This window comes from Streptomyces thermoviolaceus, from assembly GCF_045209695.1.
In the GTDB taxonomy this organism is placed as follows: domain Bacteria; phylum Actinomycetota; class Actinomycetes; order Streptomycetales; family Streptomycetaceae; genus Streptomyces; species Streptomyces thermoviolaceus.
On record NZ_CP109280.1, the window covers coordinates 1,709,192 to 1,733,279 of the forward strand.

General features: G+C 72.6%; 13 protein-coding genes and 1 pseudogene. 8 read left to right on the plus strand and 6 right to left on the minus strand.

The window, feature by feature from the left end; genetic code table 11:
* Positions 1–103: 103 nt before the first annotated feature.
* From OG899_RS07365 to OG899_RS07380, 4 genes and pseudogenes are all read right to left on the minus strand, one after another.
* On the minus strand, positions 104–601 hold the full coding sequence (locus tag OG899_RS07365; protein WP_168131242.1) for an ATP-binding protein: 498 nt from the start codon (positions 599–601) through the stop codon (positions 104–106).
* Positions 602–893: 292 nt separating this feature from the next.
* Positions 894–1,661, minus strand: a complete 768-nt coding sequence (locus OG899_RS07370) for an enoyl-CoA hydratase/isomerase family protein (protein WP_125496240.1) — start codon at positions 1,659–1,661, stop codon at positions 894–896.
* 91 nt (positions 1,662–1,752) lie between these two features.
* The gene (locus tag OG899_RS07375; protein WP_406310943.1) at positions 1,753–3,003 is read right to left on the minus strand and encodes an Ig-like domain-containing protein; all 1,251 of its coding nucleotides are present in this window, start codon (positions 3,001–3,003) and stop codon (positions 1,753–1,755) included.
* Positions 3,004–3,135: 132 nt separating this feature from the next.
* Positions 3,136–3,531: pseudogene (locus tag OG899_RS07380) on the minus strand (ATP-binding cassette domain-containing protein); the annotation flags it as partial.
* On the opposite strand from OG899_RS07380, the gene OG899_RS07385 reads away from it, so the two are divergent.
* The 4 genes from OG899_RS07385 to OG899_RS07400 all read left to right on the plus strand — a co-directional run bounded on the left by OG899_RS07385 (position 3,519) and on the right by OG899_RS07400 (position 10,513).
* The gene (locus OG899_RS07385) at positions 3,519–5,393 is read left to right on the plus strand and encodes an ABC transporter ATP-binding protein (protein WP_168131240.1); all 1,875 of its coding nucleotides are present in this window, start codon (positions 3,519–3,521) and stop codon (positions 5,391–5,393) included. The pseudogene OG899_RS07380 and the gene OG899_RS07385 overlap by 13 nt on opposite strands.
* On the plus strand, positions 5,390–7,249 hold the full coding sequence (locus OG899_RS07390; RefSeq protein WP_168131239.1) for an ABC transporter ATP-binding protein: 1,860 nt from the start codon (positions 5,390–5,392) through the stop codon (positions 7,247–7,249). The genes OG899_RS07385 and OG899_RS07390 overlap by 4 nt, the downstream gene beginning before the upstream one ends.
* A 236-nt stretch (positions 7,250–7,485) precedes the next feature.
* Complete coding sequence (locus OG899_RS07395) at positions 7,486–8,133, plus strand: maltokinase N-terminal cap-like domain-containing protein (RefSeq protein WP_189428434.1); 648 nt, start codon at positions 7,486–7,488, stop codon at positions 8,131–8,133.
* Positions 8,134–8,857: 724 nt separating this feature from the next.
* Entirely contained in the window at positions 8,858–10,513 is a 1,656-nt protein-coding gene (locus OG899_RS07400; protein ID WP_168131237.1) for a M4 family metallopeptidase, read from the plus strand.
* Between the two features lie 209 nt (positions 10,514–10,722).
* Here the strand turns inward: OG899_RS07400 and OG899_RS07405 are convergent, their stop codons facing one another.
* On the minus strand, positions 10,723–13,368 hold the full coding sequence (locus OG899_RS07405; protein WP_125496245.1) for a glycosyltransferase family 1 protein: 2,646 nt from the start codon (positions 13,366–13,368) through the stop codon (positions 10,723–10,725).
* Between the two features lie 331 nt (positions 13,369–13,699).
* On the opposite strand from OG899_RS07405, the gene OG899_RS07410 reads away from it, so the two are divergent.
* From OG899_RS07410 to glgB, 4 genes are all read left to right on the plus strand, one after another.
* A complete protein-coding gene (locus OG899_RS07410; protein WP_406310944.1) occupies positions 13,700–15,802 on the plus strand; it encodes an alpha-1,4-glucan--maltose-1-phosphate maltosyltransferase in 2,103 nt (700 codons plus the stop codon).
* Entirely contained in the window at positions 15,799–17,511 is a 1,713-nt protein-coding gene (gene treS, locus OG899_RS07415) for a maltose alpha-D-glucosyltransferase (protein WP_406310945.1), read from the plus strand. Before OG899_RS07410 ends, treS begins: the two co-directional genes overlap by 4 nt.
* 96 nt (positions 17,512–17,607) lie before the next feature.
* On the plus strand, positions 17,608–19,029 hold the full coding sequence (locus OG899_RS07420; protein ID WP_125497108.1) for a maltokinase N-terminal cap-like domain-containing protein: 1,422 nt from the start codon (positions 17,608–17,610) through the stop codon (positions 19,027–19,029).
* A 209-nt stretch (positions 19,030–19,238) separates the two neighbouring features.
* Complete coding sequence (glgB, locus tag OG899_RS07425) at positions 19,239–21,812, plus strand: 1,4-alpha-glucan branching enzyme (RefSeq protein ID WP_189428474.1); 2,574 nt, start codon at positions 19,239–19,241, stop codon at positions 21,810–21,812.
* A 40-nt stretch (positions 21,813–21,852) separates the two neighbouring features.
* On the opposite strand, the gene OG899_RS07430 is transcribed toward glgB, so the two are convergent.
* Positions 21,853–24,075 carry an AAA family ATPase gene (locus OG899_RS07430; RefSeq protein ID WP_168132295.1) on the minus strand — a complete coding sequence of 741 codons (2,223 nt, stop codon included), beginning with the start codon at positions 24,073–24,075 and terminating at the stop codon, positions 21,853–21,855.
* Between the last annotated feature and the right edge of the window lie 13 nt (positions 24,076–24,088).

A 24,088-nucleotide genomic window follows, 5' to 3' on the forward strand; every position in this document is an offset into this window, starting at 1 on the left:
CCGTTCAGAGGCGTGTCAAGGACCGTGGTTGCCGTGCTGCCGGCGGACGGGCGCGGGGTGAGCACGAGCCGTGCGGGCTGCCGGGTGTGCCGCGACCAGTGGTTCAGCGGTCCGCGACCCGCATCTCGAACCAGGTCGTCTTGCCGCGGGGCAGCAGGTCCACGCCCCAGCGGTCGGCCAGCTTCGACACCAGCAGCAGGCCGCGCCCGTTGACGTCCGTCTCGCTCACCGGCAGCAGGCACGGCAACGCGCGGGAGGGGTCGCGCACCTCCACGCGCAGCCGGCCGCGCGCGCGCCGCAGCCGCAGCCCGACGACCCGTGCGCCGGTGTGCTGGACGGCGTTGCCGATGAGTTCGGAGACCAGCAGCACCGCATCCTCCGTCAGCCGGGGGGACATCCCCCACTGGCGCGCGACGACGGTCTGGACGAGGCGGCGCGCGGCGGCGGCGGACTGGGGCCGGGACGGGAGGGAGATCTCCTGCTCCGCCGGATTGCCGTACCGGTCCAGTGCGGTGAGCGCCCGTTCGTCCTCCGTCCCGGGCGACCACCGTGCCGCGGTCGCATGTCCCCGCGGCTGTTCGATGCTCTCCAGCCCCGCCATGCTCCCCATCATGACCGGGCACGGCCGGCACGGAGGCCGTTCGACCGGAATGCGCCCCCTGAGCGCCGGTGTTCGGCCACGTGCGCTCGGGGGCGCCTTTGGACGCCGGTTGCCCGCGTCGCCCGCCGTGACCTGCGCCGACGTCCGGGCCGGTGGCTGCGGAGGGTTCACCGGAGGAGGCCGCGCGGCGGCGGACCGTGCCGGACGGACGCTTCTGCGCGGGACACGGGGTCGGACACCGTGTCCCTTGCACGGCTGTTCTGGCGCGATGTCACCGTGCACCGACGGCGGTTCAGCGGAACTTCGCCTTGCCCGGTCCCTGCTCGACGAAGCTGCGCATGCCCAGTTCGCGGTCCTCGGTGGCGAACAGGCCCGCGAACCAGGTCCGCTCGACGGCCAGCCCCGTGTCGATGTCGGTCTCCAGCCCGGTGTCGATCGCCTCCTTGGCGGCGCGCAGCGCGATCGCCGGTCCCTTCGCGAGCCGGGCGGCCCACGCGTGCGCCTCCTGGTACACCTCGGCGGCCGGGACGACCCGGTCCACCAGACCCAGGGCGAGCGCCTCGTCGGCCTTGACGTGGCGGCCGGTGAAGATGAGGTCCTTGGCCTTGGAGGGGCCGATCAGCCGGGCGAGCCGCTGGGTGCCGCCCGCGCCGGGGATGAGGCCGAGCAGGATCTCCGGCTGGCCGAGCTTGGCGTTGTCGGCGGCGATGCGATAGTCCGCGCACAGCGCCAACTCGCAGCCGCCGCCGAGGGCGTAGCCGGTCACGGCGGCGACCACCGGCTTGGGGATGCGGGCCACGGCGGTGAAGGAGTCCTGCAGGGCGCGGGCGCGCAGGACCATGTCCGTGTGGTCCATCTTCTGCATCTCCTTGATGTCCGCGCCCGCCGCGAACACCTTCTCGCCACCGTAGAGAATCACGGCCCGCACGTCGTCGCGGCGGGAGACCTCCTCGGCCAGCTCCTTCAGCCGGTCCTGGGTGGCGATGTCGATCGCGTTCATGGGCGGGCGGTCCAGGCGCAGCGTGCCGACGCCCTCGGCGACTTCCAGAGTTACGGTCATGGCAAGCAGGTTAACGGTGACTAACGCGGGCGGGCCCGGTGCCGTCCGTCACAGCACCGGGCCCGTCGCCTGCGCGGCCGTCGGCCGCGGCTCACTTCTTCCATTCGGCCCAGGACATGTTCCAGCCGTTGAGCCCGTTGTCCGGGGAGACGGTCCGGTCGTGGGAGTTCTTGACCTCGACCACGTCGCCGACGAGCGAGTGGTCGAAGAACCAGGCGGCCGGGGCGTCGGGGTCGTTGCCGCCGCGCACGTCGCGCAGGCCGACGCAGCCATGGCTGGCGTTGTAGCGGCCGAAAGCGCCGCCGCCCCAGTAGTTGCCGTGGATGAAGGTGCCGGAGGTGGTCAGGCGCATGGCGTGCGGGACGTCGGGGATGTCGTACTCGCCGCCGTAGCCGACCGTCTCGCCGTTCATCCGGGTCACGCGGAGCTTCTCGCTGATGACCATCTTGCCGTTCCAGGTGTCGTAACCGCGCTTGCCGGTCGTCACCGGGATCGTCCTGATCACCTTGCCGTCCCGCATCACCTTCATAGTGTGCTCGGCGGCGTCCACGACGGACACCTGGCTGCGGCCGATGGTGAAGGAGACGGTCTTGGCCTGCTTGCCGTAGACGCCGGGGCGGCCCTCGACGCCGTCGAGGTTCAGCTCGACGGTGACCTTGGTGCCGGGCTTCCAGTAGTGCTCGGGGCGGAAGTCGAGGCGGTCGTTGCCGAACCAGTGTCCGGCGACCTCGACCTTCGGCTCGGTCGTGATCCGGATGGCCTTCTCGACGGCCTCCGGGTGGGTGATGCCCCGGGTGAAGCGGAGCGAGAACGGCATGCCCACGCCGACCGTGGAGCCGTCCTCGGGGGTGAAGACGCCGACGAAGGTGTTCTTCGGCGTCAGGGTGGTGAAGCTGGAGTCCTGGACGGTCGTGCGGCCGGCGGAGTCCTGGGCGACCGCGTGGACCGTGTACCGGGTCGAGGCCTTGAGGTGGGTGGACGGCGTCCAGGTGCTGCCGCCGGTTATCCGGCCGGGTATCTCGGTGCCCTTGGCGTCCTTGACGACGACCTGGGTGAGCGTGCCCTTGCTCGCGCTGACCTCGAGCGCGCCCGTGGTGTCGACGGACCGCGCCCCGTCCTTCGGCGCTATCGTGACGACGGCCTGCGACTGCGTGCTCGCCGCGTTCGCGGCGGCCTTGCCCTCGCCGCCTCCGGCTCCCGAACCGCCCCCGCCGCACGCGGTGACCGTGAGCAGCAGCGCCGCACCGGCCAGTGCGGGCAGACTCCTGACGCTCCGAAAGCCCCGCCGTCCACGCCGGACGTCCCTGCCAACCGACGCCCCCGATATCGGTCGCACGTTCACGTCGACTCTCCCTCCCCGAGCGGGTTCGCCTCGGATCCCCGCAGCGTGTGTCACACACGCATACGCATGGTAACCGCATGGTCAGAGCCGGTACGTCCGGCGATTGTCACTGTTGTGTCCCAACTTGGAGGGGGGACGTCCGACCAGGACCAGCACGATGAACAGCCGTTGCTTCTGGCCGCCGGACAGCTTGGCCAACCGGGTGCCGAGCTTCGCGGTCAGCCCGAGGCGTTCGGCGACCGGGCGCCAGTCGCCGGCGCCGGGGTGGAAGGAGGCGTACAGCTCCAGCGCCTCGCGGACGGTGAGCTTGGGCTGCAGCTCGCTTCGCTGCAGCTGGGCGCCGAGGATGCGGGTGACCTCGTCGTGGTCGTCGACGGGGTCCGCGCCGGCGTCCGGCCGCGTGCGGTGCGCGGGACGCGAGTGAGCACGGGAGGAGACGGGCGGCGGGACGCCGTGTCGGGGCGGGCCGGAAAATCCGGTGTGGGCGCCGCTGACGAACCGTACGCTCACCCCTGATGCCCACACCACCCCCTTCCCCGCCCCCGGACCGCACCGACGAGCCGACCGGCCGTTCGGCCGTCCGCACCCTGCTGCGGCTGTGGCCCTACGTCCGGCCCGTACGCGTCCGGCTGTTCACCGCGGCGTTCGTCGCGATCGTCGCCTCCTGCGTGGGGCTGGTGATCCCGCTGGTGCTGAAGTGGCTGGTGGACGGCCCGGTCGCCGACCGGGACACGGCCGGGGTGTGGCTGGGCGCGCTGTGTCTGCTGCTGCTCGGGGTCGCCGAGGCGGTGCTGTTCGGGGTGCGGCGCAGGCTGGTGGCCCGCCCCCTGGCCCGCGTGGAGGCGGATCTGCGGGGTCGGCTGTATGCGCACGTGCAGCGGCTGCCGGTGGCCTTCCTGGACCGGTGGGCGTCGGGGCAGCTGCTGTCCCGGGGCACCACCGACCTGATGCTGCTGCGCCAGTTCCTCGCCTTCCCGTTGACGTTCCTGCTGGTCAACGCCGTGACGATCGTGGTGGGCGTGGTCGTCATGCTGCTGCAGGACTTCACGCTGGGGCTGGTGATGCTGGCGCCCGCCGTGCCGCTGATCGCGTTCAGTTCCGTGTTCGAGAAGCGGTACGCGCGGGCGTCCCGGCAGGCACAGGACCAGGTCGGGGACCTGACGACGGTGGTCGAGGAGAGCGTCCTCGGCATCCGCATCGTCAAGGGGTTCGGCCGGCACCGCAGTCAGGCCCGCGCGTTCCGGGAGCTGTCGTGGCGGCTGCGCGGCACGGAACTGCGCAAGGCCCGGCTGCTGGCGACGATCTGGGCGGTGATCGTGATCCTGCCGGAGACCGCCGTCGGCGCCACGCTGGTGGTGGGCGCCGTCCAGGTCGCCGACGGCACCCTGTCGGCGGGGACGCTGGTGGCGTTCCTGTCCACGGCGCTGGCGCTGCGGTGGCCGGTGGAGTCCATCGGTTTCCTGCTGGCGATGTGCCAGGAGGCGGCGACCGCGACGGAACGGTACTTCGAGGTGCTGGACGCACCCACCGAGGAGCAGCAGGACCCCGGCGGCCGCACACCGGCGGTCCGCCGCTCCGCCGCGCGGCCGTCACCGGCCGATGCGGGCCTGCGGTTCGAGGGCGTCCGCTTCCGCTACCCCGACGCCCCGCCCGGCTCCCCGCCGGTGCTCGACGGCGTCGATCTGCACATCCGGCCCGGCGAGTCCGTGGCCCTGGTGGGCGCGACCGGCAGCGGCAAGACCACCCTGACCGCGCTGGTGCCCCGCCTGCACGAGGTGACCGAGGGCCGCATCACCCTGGACGGGCGGGACATCACCACCATGCCCCGCGAGGAGCTGCGCGCCCTGGTCGCCGTCGCCTTCGAGGAGCCGACGCTGTTCTCCGCGAGCGTGGCCGACAACGTCCTCATGGGCGGCGACGGCACCGCGGGCACCGCCGAGCTGCACCGCGCGCTGGACGTGGCGCAGGCGGGCTTCGTGCACACGCTGCCCGAGGGCACGGCCACCCGGGTCGGCGAGCAGGGCCTGAGTCTGTCGGGCGGGCAGCGGCAGCGCCTGGCCCTGGCCCGTGCCGTCGTGGGCCGCCCCCGGTTCCTGATCCTGGACGATCCGCTGTCCGCGCTGGACGTGCACACCGAGGCCGCGGTGGAGGCCGCGCTGCGCCAGGTGCTGGCGGGCACCACCGCGCTGATCGTGGCGCACCGGCCCTCCACGGTGCTGCTGGCCGACCGGGTCGCCCTGCTGTCCCGGGGCCGGATCGCCGCCGTGGGCACCCATCACGAACTGCTGCGCACCGACGCCGAGTACGCCCGTCTGATGTCGGGCCGGCCGTGGGCGGGAGCGCAGCCGGACGCGTCCGGCCCGGGACGGCCGGCGAAGGAGGCGCGATGACGGCCCCGACGGAGTCCGCCCCGGCCGACGCGGGCAGCGGCGGCGCGCCGGGCGGGCAGCAGGACGGCGACCCCTTCGACCGGGACGTGCTGCCCGCTCCGCCCGGCGCCACGGCCGCCCTGCTGCGCTCGCTGCTGGCGCCGAGGAAGGCCCGGGTCGCCCTGGCCACCGTCCTGCTGCTGTTCCAGCAGGCGGCGGTGCAGGCGGGTCCGCTGCTGGTGGCGTACGCGATCGACACCGCGGTCCCGGCGCTGCGCCGCCACGAGACGGGGCCGCTGGTCGCGGTGGCGGCCGGTGCGCTGCTGTGCGCGCTGGCCTCCGGCGGCCTGCAGTGGGCGTTCACCGTCACCTCCGCCCGGGTCGGCCAGGACGTGCTGCTGGATCTGCGGGGCCGTGTCTTCCGGCACGCGCAGGCGCTCGGCGTGGACTTCCACGAGCGCTACACCTCGGGCCGGCTGATCTCCCGGTCCACCACGGACGTGGAGTCGCTGCGGGAGCTGACGAACGAGGGCCTGCAGGAACTGGTCACGATCGCGCTGTCCTTCGTGTCCATCTCGGTGCTGCTGCTGTGGCTGGACGTGGGGCTGGGCGCGGTGGCGGTGGCGTCGTTCGGCCCGCTGGCCCTGCTGGTGCGGCGCTACCGGCGGCGGGCCGCGCGGGTCTACCGCGAGCGGTCCACGGCGATCGCCGCGGTGATCGTGAAGTTCGTGGAGACGGTCAACGGCATCCGGCCGGTGCGGGCGTTCTGCCGCGAGTCCGCCAACGACGCCGAGTTCCGCGAGCTGAACCGGCGTCATGAGCGCACCAACGGGGACGCGCTGCTGGAGATGGCCCGCTATGTGGTCGGCTCCCGGCTGGTGGCCAACACGGCGGTGGCGGGGATCGTGCTGTGGGGCGCCTGGCGGGTGACGGACGGTTCGCTGGCGCTGGGGTCGCTGGCCGCGGCGGTGCTGTATCTGCGCCGGCTGTACGACCCGATCGACCGGCTGGGGATGTTCCTCAACTACTGCCAGTCGGCGGCGGCCTCCCTGGAGAAGATCGCCGGACTGCTCGCGCAGACCCCCTCGGTCCCGGAACCGGCCCGCCCGCTCCCGCTGCCGCCGACCCGCTCGGGGCTGCCCGGCCGCGAGGTGGTCTTCGAGGGCGTTCGCTTCGGCTACCGCACCGGCGGCGAGGTGCTGCCCCGCTTCGACCTGACCATCCCGGCCGGGCAGACCGTCGCGGTGGTCGGCTCCACCGGCGCGGGCAAGTCGACGCTGGCGAAACTGCTGGCCCGCTTCCACGACCCGACCGAGGGCCGCGTGCTGCTGGACGGGGTGGACCTGCGCGACCTGGCCACACCGGATCTGCGGCGTGGGGTGGTCATGGTGACGCAGGAGGCGTTCCTGTTCTCCGGCACCGTCGCCGACAACATCGCCATCGGCCGGCCCGAGGCGAGCCGGGAGGAGATCGAGCAGGCCGCGAAGGCGATCGGCGCACACGACTTCATCACCGCCCTGCCCGACGGCTACGACACCGACGTCCGCAAGCGCGGCGGCCGCATCTCCGCCGGCCAGCGCCAGCTGGTCGCCTTCGCCCGGGCACTGCTCGCCGACCCGGGGGTGCTGATCCTGGACGAGGCGACCAGTTCGCTGGACATCCCGGGCGAGCAGGCCGTGCAGGAGGCGATGGCCACGGTGCTGCGGGGCCGCACGGCGATGGTGATCGCGCACCGGCTGTCCACGGTCGAGATCGCCGACCGGGTGCTGGTGATGGAGCACGGCCGCATCGTCGAGGACGGCTCACCGTCCGACCTCATCGCCGGCACCGGCCCGTTCGCGGGACTGCACCGGGCCTGGCGGGACAGCCTGGCGTGACCCTGCGGCTGTGCGGAGCAACGGAGTTCCGGGGCGACGGAGTAACGGAGTACCGGAGTTCCGGGGTGCCGGAGCACCGGGGCGCGGAGTACCGGGGCGAACGGTTGCGCCCGGCGGCGACGAGAACGCGCCATCGCCCGGCCCTGGCACACGGCACCCGGCCGGACGTGACAGGGTTCCGCACGAAGCGACACGAAGCGACACGACCCCAGCCGACCGACGAGGACCACCCGTACATGTCCGTCATCCACAGGACCACCCTGCAGCCCACCAAGCTGGAGCTGCTCGCCTCCTGGCTGCCCTCCCGCCCGTGGTACCGGGGCGACACGGCGCAGCCGAAGCTCACCAGGGCCGGCGGTTTCCGTCTCGACGACCCGGAGGGCGAGGTCGGGATCGAGTTCATGGTCGTCGAGGACGCCTCCACGGCCGAGCCCACCACCCATCTGGTGCCGCTCACCTACCGAGGCGCCCCGCTCGACGGCGCCGAGCACGCCCTGCTCGGCACCGCGGAGCACGGGGTCCTGGGCCGGCGCTGGATCTACGACGGCTGCCACGACCCGGTTCTGGTGGCCCAGGTGACGGCCCTGCTCGAGGGTCGCGCCCAGCCTCAGGCGCAGAGCATCAGCAACACCCCCGACCACGAGGTCACGCGCTCCCTCACCGGCACGGGCCCGCTGCCGGCCGCGTTCGCCGCGCCCGTGGACACCGCCGAGCACACCGACCTGACGGCCTCGGACGGCACCGTCCTGCGGGTGCTGCGCATCCTGACCCCGGCAGCCGAGCACCCCGTTCCGGCGCCGACCGGCGCCACCGGCCACATCACCGGCGCCTGGGACCTTCCCGACGGCACCCGCGTCCATGGGGTGTTCTTCGAGCTGCGCTGACGAAACGGCCTGACGGCGTGTGAGCCGCGCCCACGACAGCGCGTGCAGCGCCGACCCGCCCGGATGCCGGGACGACCCGCCCGGATGCCGGGACGGCCCCGCCCGGGCAGGACGCCAGGGGGCGCGGAGGCGAAGGTCCGCACGACGGACCGACCCCACGAACGGCACGGGACCCACTCGGCAGGAGCCGCCCCGTGCCGTTCCGTATACCGGACAGGCGCCCCCGGTCAACGAACGGTTTCCGGCCAACTTTCCCCACCCGACGCAACCTTGTGGCGCGCCAGTTGTCCCCCTCCTCCCCGCCCGGCACGAACCCGCCCGGCGGCTCACGTCCGGCGGCCGAACTCCACCGGGCGCGTTTGCGGTCCGGCGCGTTCACCCTCCAGCGGCGCACGGTCCCGTACCGCGCCGCTCCGCGGTGTGGACTGTGAAGTCCCCCCAGGACACAGGGCGATTCACGATCGACGGACAGATCACCGACGTCCCCTCGAACTCCGGATGAACACCGGGCCGTCGACGCGGCACGACTCCTGAAACGCCGCCCGTTCACATGTTTGAAACACATGTCGGACAGGCCATTTTCGGCCAACATCACGAGGGGGTCATGACATGAACACGCTTGCGGTGCCACTCTTCCTGCACCCGCCGCACGAGCACAGCAACCTGACATCCGCTCCGGCCCGGCACCCCACGCCGGCCGGACTCCCCCACAGAAGGAGCTTGTGTGACTCCCCGCTACGCGCGTCACAAGCGCACCACGCTGGCCATCGCCACCGCCGTCGCCGCCGGAGCCCTGCTGAGCACGGGTGTGGCCGCCAGCGCCTCGGCCCAGACCACGGCCGCCTCCGAGGTCCGCACCCCGGCCGCCGCTCCCGCCGCTCTGTCCGCCGCGGCCCGCACCTCCCTGCTGCAGCAGGCGCAGGCGGACGCCGCCCAGACCGCACAGCAGATAGGCCTGGGGGCCGAGGAGAAGCTGGTCGCCAAGGACGTCGTCAGAGACGCCGACGGCACGGTGCACACCCGGTACGAGCGCACCTACGCGGGTCTGCCGGTCCTCGGTGGCGACCTCGTCGTGCACACCTCCCCGGCCGGCAAGACCAAGGGCGTCACCAAGGCGACCGAGGCGTCCATCAAGGTCGCCTCGCTCACCCCGAAGGTCGCCGCGGCCACCGCCGAGAAGCAGGCCGTGAGCCTGGCCAAGGAGGCCGGTTCCGCGCAGACCTCCGCCGACCGGGCTCCGCGCAAGGTCATCTGGGCGGCCACCGGCAAGCCGGTCCTCGCCTACGAGACGGTCGTCGGCGGCCTGCAGGACGACGGCACCCCCAACGAGCTGCACGTCATCACCGACGCCGCCACCGGCGAGAAGCTCTACGAGTACCAGGGCATCAAGACCGGCACCGGCAAGACGCTGTACTCGGGCACGGTGACGCTCGGCACCTACAAGTCGGGCTCGACGTACCAGCTGTACGACACCTCGCGCGGCGGTCACAAGACCTACAACCTCGCCCGCAAGACCTCCGGCACCGGCACCCTGTTCACCGACGCCGACGACGTCTGGGGCACCGGCACCGCCTCCAGCTCCTCCTCCGACCAGACGGCCGCCGCCGACGCCGCCTACGGCGCGCAGGTGACCTGGGACTTCTACAAGGACACCTTCGGCCGCAACGGCATCCGCAACGACGGCAAGGCGGCCTACTCCCGCGTCCACTACAGCAGCGGCTACGTCAACGCCTTCTGGGACGACAGCTGCTTCTGCATGACCTACGGCGACGGCCAGGGCAACACCCACCCGCTGACCTCGCTGGACGTGGCCGGCCACGAGATGAGCCACGGTGTCACCTCCGTCACCGCCGGGCTCATCTACTCCGGTGAGTCCGGCGGTCTGAACGAGGCCACCTCCGACATCCTCGCCACCGGTGTCGAGTTCTACGCGAACAACCCGTCCGACCCGGGTGACTACCTGATCGGCGAGAAGATCGACATCAACGGCGACGGCACCCCGCTGCGCTACATGGACAAGCCCAGCAAGGACGGCGCCTCGGCCGACTACTGGTCCTCCAGCCTCAGCAGGAAGGACGTCCACTACTCGTCCGGTGTCGCCAACCACTTCTTCTACCTGCTCAGCGAGGGCAGCGGCGCCAAGACGATCAACGGCGTGAGCTACAACTCGCCGACCTACGACGGCTCCACGGTCACCGGCATCGGCCGGGACAAGGCGCTGCAGATCTGGTACAAGGCGCTGACCGAGTACATGACGTCCACCACCAACTACAAGGGCGCCCGGACCGCGACCCTCAACGCGGCCGCCGACCTGTACGGCTCGAGCAGCACCGAGTACAAGACGGTGGCGGCGGCCTGGTCCGCGGTCAACGTCAACTGACCCCGCCTCACCCGCACCTGCGGCCCGCCGCCCGGACGACGGGTGACGGCCACGGGTGACGGCCGACGGCCACGCGGCCCCCGGGAGCCTCGCCCTCCCGGGGGCCGCCCATGTGTGAAGGAACCGCCTGGCCCGTCGTCACCTGGCTGCCGGGACCGGGCCCGGCGGTCACCGCGGGCGGGGCTGCCGACGGCATGCCGCCCGTGCCGTCAGCGCAGCACGACCCCGGCCGCCTCCCCCGCGTCCCGGGCCGGAACCGTCACCAGGCCCAGCTCGACGGGCGAGGCGAGCAGACGGTGGGCGGGCAGGACCCGGACGGTGTAGCCGTAGGGGCCGGTGCGGTCCAGGCGGAGCGGGCCCTCGTAGACCCAGCGGCCGTCCGGGCCGGCCTCGCCCACCGGTTTCAGTGCCACCGCGGTGGCGTCCGTGAGGGCGTCCTCCTCGTCGACCCGCCCGGCCACGGCCTGCACCTCCACGTCGTCCGGGCCCAGCGGGCCGAGCGAGACACGCACCCGCAGCGCGAGCGTGGACCCCAGTTCGGCGACGGCCGCCCGGGCCGCGCCGGTGCACTCGGCCGGCGGGACGGATGCCTCCACATGGTCGACGCTCACCTGGTGCCAGGCCGCGCGCACCTTGGCCTTCCAGGCGGCCAGGTCCCGTGCCGCCTGCGGGTCCATCGCCCGGTGGGCGTGCGCGGCGGGTGTGTAGAGCCGGTCGACGTACTCCCGGACCATGCGGCCGGCCAGCACCTTCGGGCCCAGCTGGGCCAGGGTCCGGCGCACCATCTCGATCCAGCGGTCGGGCAGCCCGCCCCGGCCGCGCTCGTAGAAGCGGGGCGCGACCCGCTGCTCCAGCAGGTCGTACAGCGCGGCGGCCTCGATGTCGTCGCGGCGGTCGGGGTCGTAACAGGCACCGTCCGCCGTGGGGATGGCCCAGCCGAAGTCGGGCCGGTACCACTCGTCCCACCAGCCGTCCAGCACGGACAGGTTCAGGCAGCCGTTGAGGGCGGCCTTCATCCCGGAGGTGCCGCAGGCCTCCAGCGGGCGCAGCGGATTGTTCAGCCACACGTCGCAGCCCTGGTACAGCTTCTGGGCCATCGCCATGCCGTAGTCCGGCAGGAACACGATCCGGTGACGCACCCGCGGGTCGTCGGCGAAGCGGACCAGGTCCTGGATGAGCCGTTTGCCTCCGTCGTCCGCCGGGTGCGCCTTGCCGGCGACCACGATCTGCACGGGCCGCTCGGGGTGCAGCAGCAGGCGGGTCAGCCGGTCGGGGTCGCGCAGCATCAGCGTCAGCCGTTTGTAGGAGGGCACGCGCCGGGCGAAGCCGATGGTGAGCACGTCCGGGTCGAGGACGCCGTCGATCCAGCCCAGCTCGGCGGTCCCGGCGCCGCGCTGCCGCCAGGACGCCCACAGCCGGCGGCGGACCTCCTCCACCAGGCGGGCGCGCAGCTCGCCGCGCAGCGCCCAGATCTCCTCGTCGGGGATGTCGGCGACCGAGTCCCAGCGGTCGGAGCCGCCCACGGTGAGCGCGTCCTCGGCGCGCTGGGCGCCGATCCGCCGGGCGCCGAGCCGGAACACCTCCGGGGCCACCCAGGTGGGTGCGTGCACCCCGTTGGTGACCGAGGTGATGGGCACCTCGTCGGCGTCGAAGCCGGGCCACAGTCCGCGGAACATCTCCCGGCTGACCCTGCCGTGCAGCAGCGACACGCCGTTGGCGCGCTGGGCGAGCCGCAGGCCCATCACGGCCATGTTGAACAGGTCCGGCTGGCCGCCCGGGTAGGTCTCCCGGCCCAGCTGCAGAATGCGTTCGACGTCGATGCGCGGCAGCTCGGCGTCCGGCCCGAAGTGGCGGGCGACGAGTCGCTGCTCGAACCGGTCGATGCCGGCCGGGACGGGCGTGTGGGTGGTGAAGACGGTGCCGGCCCGCACCGCCTCCAGGGCGGCGTCGAAGTCCAGGCCCGCATCGGCCAGCTCCGCGATCCGCTCCAGGCCGAGGAACCCGGCGTGTCCCTCGTTGGTGTGAAACACCTCCGGCTCGGGGTGGCCGGTGAGCCGGCAGTACGTCCGCACCGCCCGCACCCCTCCCATGCCGAGCAGCATCTCCTGCAGCAGCCGGTGCTCGCTGCCCCCGCCGTAGAGCCGGTCGGTCACCCCGCGCTCGCCGAGGTCGTTCTCCTCCACGTCGGAGTCCAGCAGGAGCAGCGGGACGCGGCCGACGTCGGCGAGCCAGATCCGCGCATGCAGGGCGGTGCCGCCGGGCAGGGCCAGCGAGACGCGGGCGGGGCTGCCGTCGGCCTCCCTGAGCTGGGTCAGGGGCAGCTCGTTGGGGTCGAGGACCGGGTAGTGCTCCTGCTGCCAGCCCTCCCGGGACAGGGTCTGCCGGAAGTACCCGTGCCGGTAGAGCAGGCCCACCCCGATCAGCGGAACGCCGAGGTCGCTGGCGGCCTTGAGATGGTCGCCGGCGAGGATGCCGAGGCCGCCGGAGTACTGCGGCAGCGCGGCGGTGATGCCGAACTCCGGGGAGAAGTAGGCGATGGCGGCGGGCCGGTCCTCCGGCTGCGTCTGGTACCAGCGGTCCCCGGTGACGTAGTCGCGCAGGTCGTCCGCGACGGCGGTCAGCCGGCGCAGGAACCGGCGGTCGCCGGCCAGCTCGGCCAGCCGGGCCGAGGGCACGCTGCCCAGCAACCGCACCGGGTCGCCGCCCGAGGAGGCCCAGCGCCCCGGATCGACCGACTGGAACAGGTCACGGGTCTCGGCGTGCCAGGACCAGCGCAGGTTGCGGGCCAGCTCGCCGAGGGGCCGCAGGGGCTCGGGGAGAACGGGACGGACGGTGAACCGACGGATCGCCTTCACACTCCACCTCGGCGCGTGAGCTGATGGACGCACGCACGGCACGGTGCGCGTCGCGGAAAGGACGCACGGCAGTGTGCGCCCCGTCACACAGCACCGTACCCGTGCGGACGCGTCCGCGGCCGGGGCTTCACCCCCGCGTGGGCCATGGCACGGCCTGTCCGCTGTGCCGGCGGGACCCGTTCCGGTATACGCGCACGTAGTCAACAACGCCCGGAATGCACACCTGAGCGGGGTGGGAAGGCTCCTGCGGTACCCCTCCACGGCGTTCACCCGCAGGACCCACTCCCTCCCCACAGCCGCCCATCTCACGTCGACGCGGACAGGAGCGGTCATGCCCGCCACGCACCACTCGGCAGCCTCCCCGGCCCCCGGTACCGTCCCGCCCGACCGGCCGCACCCCGGCACGCCGGCCTCGCCCGCCCCCGCACCGGGGGCCTGCCCGCACCGGGCCACGTCCGTCGGCCGGATCCCGGTGCTCGACGTACGGCCCGTCGTGCAGCACGGGCGCCGTCCCGCGAAGGCGGTGACCGGGGAGTCGTTCCAGGTCACCGCCACCGTGTTCGGGGAGGGGCACGCCGCGGTCGCCGCGAACGTGGTGCTCACCGACCCGGAGGGCCGGCCCGGCCCGTGGACACCGATGCGGGAGCTGACCCCCGGCACCGACCGCTGGGGCGCCACCGTCACCCCCGACCGACCGGGCCGGTGGACCTACCACGTGGAGGCCTGGAGCGACCCGGTCACCACCTGGCGGCACGCCGCCCGCGTCAAGATTCCGGCGGGTCAGGACACGGAGGTGGTGCTGGAGGAGGGGGCCCGGCTCCACGAGCGCGCGGCGGCCGGGGTGCCCGAGGAAGAGGGGCGCGCGGTGCTGCTGGAAGCGGTGGCGGGGCTGCGCGACACCGGCCGGCTCCCGGCGTCCCGTCTGGCGGCGGCGCTGACGCCGGAGGTGGACGCGGTCCTGGCCCGGTATCCACTGCGGGAGCTGGTCACCGCCTCCGAGCCGCTGCCGCTGCTGGTGGAACGCGAACGCGCCCTGTACGGCGCCTGGTACGAGTTCTTCCCCCGCTCCGAGGGCACCCCCGACCGGCCCCACGGCACCTTCCGCACCGCCGCCCGCCGCCTGAAACCCATCGCCGACATGGGCTTCGACGTCGTCTACCTGCCCCCCGTCCACCCCATCGGCACCACCCACCGCAAAGGGAAGAACAACACCCTCACCGCCGGCCCCGACGACGTCGGCGTGCCCTGGGCCATCGGCTCTCCCGAAGGCGGCCACGACGCGATCCACCCACAACTGGGCACCCTGGACGACTTCGACGCCTTCGTGTCCCAGGCCCGCGCCCTCGGCCTGGAGATCGCCCTCGACCTCGCCCTGCAGTGCTCCCCCGACCACCCCTGGGTCCACAAACACCCCGAGTGGTTCCGCCACCGCCCCGACGGCTCCATCGCCCACGCCGAGAACCCGCCGAAGAAGTACCAGGACATCTACCCCCTCGCCTTCGACACCGACATGGACGGCCTGGTCGCCGAGACCGTCCGCATCCTGCGCCACTGGATGGCCCACGGCGTGCGGATCTTCCGCGTCGACAACCCGCACACCAAACCCGTCGTGTTCTGGGAACGCGTCCTGGGCGAGATCAACACCACCGACCCCGACGTGATCTTCCTGGCCGAGGCCTTCACCCGGCCCGCCATGATGCACACCCTCGCCCAGATCGGCTTCCAGCAGTCCTACACCTACTTCACCTGGCGCAACACCAAGCAGGAGCTGACCGAGTACCTCACCGAACTCACCGGCGAGGCCGCCGCCTACATGCGCCCCAACCTCTTCGTCAACACCCCCGACATCCTCCACGCCTACCTCCAGCACGGCGGCCGCCCCGCCTTCGAGGTCCGCGCCGTCCTCGCCGCCACCCTCTCCCCCGCCTGGGGCATCTACAGCGGCTACGAACTGTGCGAGAACACCCCCCTGCACGAGGGCAGCGAGGAATACCTCGACTCGGAGAAGTACCAGCTCAAACCCCGCGACTGGGACGCCGCCGCCCGCGAGGGCCGCACCATCGCCCCCCTGATCACCAAACTCAACGCCATCCGCCGCCGGCACCCCGCCCTGCACCACCTGCGGAACCTGCACTTCCACCACGCCGACAACGACGCCGTCATCGCCTACTCGAAGAGACGCGGTTCGAACACGGTTCTGGTGGTCGCCAACCTCGACCCCCACCACACCCAGGAGGCCACGGTCTCGTTGGACATGCCGCAACTCGGCCTGGACTGGCACGAGTCGGTGCCGGTGCGCGACGAGCTCACCGGCGAGACCTATCACTGGGGCAGGGCCAACTATGTGCGACTGGAACCGGGCCGGCGGCCCGCGCACGTGTTCACGGTTCTGCGACCGTCCACACCGCAGATCGGAGGGTCACCCACAACATGATCGTCAATGAGCCCGTTCCGGACACCTTCGAGGACACCCCCGCCAAGGACCGGGACCCGGAGTGGTTCAAACGTGCCGTCTTCTACGAGGTGCTGGTCCGCTCCTTCCAGGACAGCAACGGCGACGGCATCGGCGACCTGAAGGGCCTGACCGCCAAACTCGACTATCTGCAATGGCTGGGCGTGGACTGCCTGTGGCTGCCGCCCTTCTTCAAGTCCCCGCTGCGCGACGGCGGTTACGACGTGTCGGACTACACCTCGGTGCTGCCCGAGTTCGGTGACCTCGCCGACTTCGTGGAGTTCGTCGACGCCGCCCACCAGCGGGGCATGCGCGTCATCATCGACTTCGTCATGAACCACACCAGCGACCAGCACCCGTGGTTCCAGGAGTCCCGCAGGAACCCCGACGGACCGTACGGCGACTACTACGTGTGGGCCGACGACGACAAACAGTTCCAGGACGCCCGCATCATCTTCGTGGACACCGAGGTCTCCAACTGGACGTACGACCCGGTACGCAAGCAGTACTACTGGCACCGCTTCTTCTCGCACCAGCCGGATCTCAACTACGAGAACCCGGCCGTCCAGGAGGAGATCCTGGCCGCCCTGCGGTTCTGGCTGGACCTCGGCATCGACGGCTTCCGCCTGGACGCCGTGCCCTACCTCTACCAGCAGGAGGGCACCACCTGCGAGAACCTGCCCGCCACCCACGCCTTCCTGAAGCGGGTGCGCAAGGAGATCGACGCCCAGTACCCCGACAAGGTGCTGCTGGCGGAGGCCAACCAGTGGCCCGAGGACGTGGTCGACTACTTCGGCGACTACGACAAGGGCGGCGACGAATGCCACATGGCCTTCCACTTCCCCGTCATGCCCCGCATCTTCATGGCCGTCCGCCGCGAGTCCCGCTACCCCGTCTCCGAGATCCTCGCCAAGACCCCCGCCATCCCCTCCGGCTGCCAGTGGGGCATCTTCCTGCGCAACCACGACGAACTCACCCTGGAGATGGTCACCGACGAAGAGCGCGACTACATGTGGGCCGAATACGCCAAGGACCCCCGCATGCGCGCCAACATCGGCATCCGCCGCCGCCTCGCCCCCCTCCTCGACAACGACCGCAACCAGATCGAACTCTTCACCGCCCTGCTGCTCTCCCTGCCCGGATCCCCGATCCTCTACTACGGCGACGAGATCGGCATGGGCGACAACATCTGGCTCGGCGACCGCGACGCCGTACGCACCCCCATGCAGTGGACCCCCGACCGCAACGCCGGCTTCTCCTCCTGCGACCCCGGCCGCCTCTACCTCCCCGTGATCATGGACCCGGTCTACGGCTACCAGGTCACCAACGTCGAAGCAGCGATGTCCTCCCCCTCCTCGCTGCTGCACTGGACCCGCCGCATGATCGAGATCCGCAAACAGAACCCCGCCTTCGGCCTCGGCTCCTTCACCGAACTCCCCTCCTCCAACCCGGCCGTGATCGCGTACCTGCGGGAGTACAAGGACGACCTCGTCCTGTGCGTGAACAACTTCTCCCGCTTCGCCCAGCCCACCGAGCTGGACCTGAGCGCCTACGCCGGCCGCCACCCGGTCGAGCTGATCGGCGGGGTCCGCTTCCCCGCCATCGGGAAGCTGCCGTACCTGCTGACCCTGGCCGGGCACGGCTTCTACTGGTTCCGGCTGCGCAAGGACGCCCCGGACCCCGCCGTGTGAGCCGCGCGGGCGGGGTGCCGGTTTCCGCCGCCCCGCCCGTGGGCACGCGTGAGCCACACCCGACCAGTGATTGGACGCGACGCCATGTCGGACGCCTTGTCGCACGCCGTCACCCGTTCCGTCACCGCCGTCGGCCCGGCCCTGCTGACGTCGCTGGATCCGCTGCTGCGCGAGTGGCTGCCCCGGCAGCGCTGGTTCGCCGGCAAGGGCCGCCCGGTCACCGGATTCTCGCTGGTCGCGGCCACCGAGCTGCTCCCGCTGGACGCCACGCCGGGCCTGTACCACCTGCTGGTACGGGCCCATCAACCGCCGGCGCGGTTCGTGGGTGCCGGCCGTGAAAAAACGATCCCGCACCCCGGCGACTGCTACCAGCTGCTCATCGGTGTGCGCCAGGCGCTGCCGCCCCGGCTGGCGCCCGCGCTGATCGGCCACGTCCACACCGGCCCGCTCACCGGACGCACCACCTACGAGGCCCTGTACGACCCCCGGCCCGCCGAGACGATCCTGGAGGCCCTGCGCTCCGGGGCCCGCATCGGCGCCCTGCGGTTCGAACGCCGCACCGACATCGTCCCCCACCTGGTGCCGCGCCTGCTGACCGGCGAACAGTCGAACTCCTCCGTCGTCTACGGAGACACGTTCATCCTCAAGCTGCTGCGCCGCGTGGTGCCCGGCGTCAACCCCGATCTGGAACTGCCGCTGGCCCTGGCCCGCGAGGGCTGCCCGCGGGTGCCGGCCCCCACCGCCTGGGTGACCGCCGAGGCCGCCGAGCGGGGCACCGAGGGACCGTATGTCCTCGCGGTGCTCCGGCCGTATCTGCGGGGCGCCGTGGACGGCTGGGAGCTGGCCCTGCGCGGGCCGGCCGAGGGCGAGGACTTCACCGCCGAGGCCCGGGCCCTGGGCCGCGCCACGGCCGAGGTGCACACCGCGCTCGCCCGCGCTCTGCCCACCGTCACCCTCGGCCATCTCCAGCTCCGGTCGATGGTGGAGGGCATGACCGCCCGCCTGGAGGCGGCCGTCCAGGCCGTGCCCGTGCTCGGGGCGTACGCGCCCGCGCTGCACTCGGTCTACGAGGCGCTCGCCGCCCTGGCCGTCGAGGGGTACACCGTCACCGCGCAGCGCATCCACGGCGACCTGCACCTGGGCCAGTTCCTGCGCGCGCCCGCCGGGGACTGGTCGCTGACCGACTTCGAGGGCGAGCCGGCCAGACCGCTGGCCGAGCGGCGGATGCCGCAGCCCGCGGCGCGGGACGTCGCCGGGATGCTGCGCTCCTTCGACTACGCGGCACACACGGCCGACGGCCCGCCCGCCCTCGAGTGGGCGGAGGCCTGCCGGGCGGCGTACTGCACCGGGTACGCGGAGGCCGGCGGGCACGATCCGCGTACCGAACCGGTCCTGCTGCACGCCTGCGAGACCGACAAAGCGGTATATGAAGTGGTCTACGAGGCCCGGTACCGGCCCGACCGGCTCCGGGTACCGCTGTCGGCGATCCGCCGCCTGGCCGGCTCGGGCCCCGTATGAGGCGTGCGGTCGCCCGCCTCGTCGACCCGCCGTGTCCCGCCCGAACCGTCCAGACCGTCCGTTTCGACCATCCGTTTCGACCGTCTGTTTCGACGGTCCGTGCCGCGCGATCCGCCCGCCCTCACCGTCCGTCCTGACCACCCCGAGCGATTGTCCTGACCGTCCTGCCGCCCTGACCGTCCCGACCCTCGTGCCGAGGAGGCGCCACCGTGACCGACCGTCCCGCGACCACCGGCCCGGAACCGCACGCCACGGCCGGGGCACCGGGCCTCGATCAGCCCGCGGCCGCGCGCAAGGCCACCGGAGCGCGGACGGCCGCCCAGAAAGTCACGGCCGGGCAGGCCCCGGCCGAGCAGGCGGCGGCCGCGCGGCGCGCGGGGTCCGGGAAGACGACGGCGAACAGGTCCACGGCGAGAGCGGTGGCGAAGAAGTCCACCGCGACCACCGCGAAGAAGAACGCGAAGAAGACGGCGACGAAGACGGCGACGAAGAAGACCGTGACGGCGACGCACGCCGCGGCCCGGACCCCTGCTCCTCCCTCCGCCATGCCCGCCGCGGCCTGTGCGGCTTCCTCCGCCGTCACCCCCGCCGCCGTCCCCGTCCCGTTCGAGGACCGTGAGCGCCTGCTCGACGGCACGCACCACGACCCGCACGCCGTGCTCGGCGCGCATCGGGTGCCGGGCGGGATCGCGCTGCGGGTGTTCCGGCCGTACGCCCTCGGGGTGACCGTGCACGCCGAGGGGATGCGGGTGGAGCTGCGCCACGACGGAGGCGGTTTCTTCTCGGCGCTGCTGCCGCTCGACCGGGCCGACCCGGTCCCCGCCTACCGGCTGCAGGTGGTCTACGAGGGCACCGTGCTGGACGTCGAGGACCCCTACCGTTTCCCGCCCACGCTCGGCGAGCTGGACCTGCACCTGATCGGCGAGGGGCGGCACGAGGAGCTGTGGCGGGTGCTGGGGGCGCACCCGATGACCCACCAGGGGGTGAGCGGCACCCGGTTCTCGGTGTGGGCGCCCGATGCACGGGGTGTGCGGGTGGCCGGCGACTTCTGCCTGTGGGACGGCACCGCGTATCCGATGCGGTCGCTGGGCGCGAGCGGGGTGTGGGAGCTGTTCGTGCCGGGGATCGGCGAGGGCGAGCTGTACAAGTTCGAGATCACCCGGCCGGACGGCTCGCGCACGCTGCGCGCGGACCCGATGGCCCGCCGCACCGAGGTCCCGCCGGCCACGGCGTCCGTCGTGCACACCTCGCACCATGTGTGGGGCGACGCCGAGTGGCTGGCCCGGCGCGCCGAGCGGCCCGCGCACGAGGCACCGATGTCGGTGTACGAGGTGCACCTGCCGTCCTGGCGGCCCGGCCTGTCCTACCGCGAGCTGGCCGAGCAGCTGCCCGCCTACGTGAAGGATCTCGGTTTCACGCATGTGGAGCTGATGCCGGTCGCCGAGCATCCCTTCGGCGGTTCCTGGGGCTACCAGGTCACCTCCTACTACGCACCCACCGCGCGCCTGGGCACGCCCGACGACTTCAAACACCTGGTGGACTCCCTGCACCGGGCCGGCATCGGCGTGATCATGGACTGGGTGCCGGCGCATTTCCCGCGCGACGACTGGGCGCTGGCGGAGTTCGACGGGCGTCCGCTGTACGAGCACTCCGATCCGGTGCGGGCCGCGCATCCCGACTGGGGCACCCTGGAGTTCGACTTCGGCCGCCGCGAGGTGCGCAACTTCCTGGTCGCCAACGCCGTGTACTGGTGCGAGGAGTTCCACATCGACGGGCTGCGCGTGGACGCGGTGGCCTCCATGCTCTACCTGGACTACTCCCGCGAGCCGGGACAGTGGACGCCGAACCCGCGCGGTGGCCGGGAGAACCTGGACGCGGTGGCGTTCCTGCAGGAGATGAACGCGACCGTGTACCGCAGGGTGCCGGGTGTGGTGACCATCGCCGAGGAGTCCACGGCCTGGGACGGGGTGACCCGCGCGACCCATCACCGCGGCCCGAGCGGCTTCGGCGGCCTCGGCTTCGGGCTGAAGTGGAACATGGGCTGGATGCACGACTCGCTGCGGTACATGCGCCACGACCCGGTCCACCGTCGGCACCACCACGGCGACATGACCTTCTCGATGGTGTACGCCTACAGCGAAAACTATCTGCTGCCGATCTCGCACGACGAGGTGGTGCACGGCAAGGGCTCGCTGGTGTCGAAGATGCCCGGCGACTGGTGGCAGCAGCGTGCCAACCTGCGGGCCTACCTGGGGTTCATGTGGGCCCATCCGGGCAAGCAGCTGCTGTTCATGGGCCAGGAGTTCGCACAGGGCTCCGAGTGGTCGGAGACCCGCGGCCCGGACTGGTGGCTGCTGGACCCGTCGTACGGCGCGGCCGCCGACCACCGGGGTGTGCTGGACCTGGTGCGCGATGCGAACACGGTGTACCGGGCGACGCCCGCCCTGTGGGAGCGGGACGCGCACCCCGACGGTTTCCAGTGGGTCGTCGAGGACGCCGCGGACGACAACGTGCTGGCGTTCCTGCGCCGCGACGGCCGGGGCGCGCCGCTGCTGGCGGTGTCGAACTTCTCCGCCGTGCCCCGCCCCGGCTACCGCATCGGTGTCCCGGACGACGTGCCCGCCTGGACGGAGGTCCTGAACACCGACGCGGCCCGCTACGGCGGCAGCGACCTGGTGCACCCCGGACCGGTGGAGCCGGAGCCGCAGGGGCGGCACGGCCGCCCCGCGAGCATCCGGCTCACCCTGCCCCCGCTGGCCACGGTGTGGCTGCGACCGGCGTAGGCCGTCGGCACCCCGTCCGTCCGCCGTCCCGCCGTCCGGTTCAGGCCAGGGCCTCGGCCAGCGCCGTCGGCAGCTCGCCGGTGTGCACGATGCCCAGCCGCTGCGTGGCCCGGGTCAGGGCGACGTACAGGTCGCTGGTGCCGTAACGGGCGGGTTCGACCACGACCACGGAGTCGAACTCCAGGCCCTTGGCCTGGCGCGCATCCAGCAGGACCACCGTGCGGGTCAGGTCGGGCTCGGCGCCGGCGGTGACCCCGTCCAGCCGGGCGGCCAGCGCCGGGTGCAGCTCGCGCGGGGCGATCACCGCGAGCCGGCCCTCGTCCGGGGTCAGCTCCGCGACCGCCTCCCGCACGGCACCGGGCAGGTCGTCGGCGGCGCGGGCCCAGGGCCGCACCCCGGTGGAGCGCACCGAGCTGGGCGGCTCGAACGCCGGGTTCTCCGCACGGACCACCGCGGCCGCCACCTCCATGATCTCGGAGGGCGTGCGGTAGTTGACGCCCAGCCGGGTGTGCTCCCAGCGGTCCTCGACGTACGGGGCGAGGATGTCCTCCCAGGAGCCGACCCCGGCCTCCTCCGCGGTCTGCGCCGGGTCGCCGACCAGGGTCATCGAACGGGTCGGGCAGCGCCGCATCAGCAGCCGCCACGCCATCGGCGACAGCTCCTGCGCCTCGTCGACGATGATGTGCCCGAACGCCCAGGTGCGGTCGGCCGCGGCCCGCTCGGCGGCGCTGCGGTGGTCGGCCTCCTCGTGCCGTTCGGCGAAGCGCTCGGCGTCGATGATGTCGTGCGCGGCGAGGACCTCGGAGTCCTCGTCGTCCTTGTCCTCGAACTCGAAGGTCCGCGACGCGTACGACACGTCCAGCACGCCCTGCGCGTACGCCACCTGCTGTGCGCGCTCCCGCTCGGCGCGGGCCCGGGCCATCCGGTCGTCCTCGCCGAGCAGTTCGGCGGCCTCGTCCAGCAGCGGGACGTCGGCGACGGTCCAGGCGCGGGTCACCGGCCGGCGGACGGCGGCGGCGTCCTCGTCGGAGAGGTATCCCTCCGGCTCGGCGAGGAAGTCGGCGACCAGCTGCTGCGGGGTCAGCCGCGGCCACAGCTGGTCGATGGCCGCCCACACCTCCGGGTTCTCGGCCAGCTCGTCGCGAATCTGGGTGATGTCGGAGGCGTCGAGCAGGTTGGTGCCGTCGTAGGGGTCGGTGCCGACGCGTTCGGCGTACAGATCGGTGAGCGTGTTGAGGATGTGGCCCTCGAAGTGCTCGCGGGCCAGGTTGTGCGGCACCTTCGTGGCGCGGGCCCGGTCGCGGGCCACCCGGACCAGGTCGTCGTCGAGCATCAGCACCTCGCGGTCGTGCTCGACGGGGATCACCGGGTCGGGCAGCGCCTGCCGGTCCCGGACGACGGCGGCGAGCACGTCGGCCATCTCGGCCCGCCCCTTGACCGCGGCGGCCTCGGGGGTGTCGGTGGCGGTGGCCTTCACGCCGGGGAACAGCTCGCCGACGGTCGCCAGCAGCACGCCGGTCTCACCGAGCGAGGGCAGCACCTCGCCGATGTAGCCGAGGAAGGCGGGGTTCGGCCCGACGATCAGCACCGCGCGCCGGGCGAGCAGCTCCCGGTGCTCGTACAGCAGGTAGGCGGCCCGGTGCAGGGCGACGGCGGTCTTGCCGGTGCCGGGGCCGCCCTCGACCACCAGCACACCCCGGTGCGGGGCCCGGATGATGCGGTCCTGGTCGGCCTGGATGGTGCGCACGATGTCGCTCATCCGGCCGGTGCGCGCGGAGTTCAGCGCGGCCAGCAGCACCGCGTCACCGCTCGGGTCCTCGTGACCGGTGCGGGTGGTGTCCGCGAGGTCGAGGATCTCGTCGTGCAGGGCGGTGACCCGGCGGCCCTCGGTGGAGATGTGCCGACGACGGCGCAGCCCCATCGGGGTGTGCCCGGTGGCCAGGTAGAACGGCCGGGCGACGTCCGCCCGCCAGTCGATCAGGATCGGCGTGCGCTCGGCGTCGTCGGCGCGCAACCCGATCCGGCCGATGTGATGGCCGGTGCCGTCGGCCATGTCGATCCGCCCGAAGCAGAGCGAGCCGTCCACGGCGTTCAGCGCGGCCAGCATCGCCGAGCGTTCCGCGACCAGGATGTCCCGCTCCAGCCGGGCCTGCATGGGCTTGTCGCCCTGCTTCAGCGCGTCCGCCACGGAGGCCTCGGTGGCGCCGCGCAACGCGTCGACGCGCGCGTACAGGCCGTCGATGAATTCCTGTTCCTTCCGCAATTCACCGTCGTGC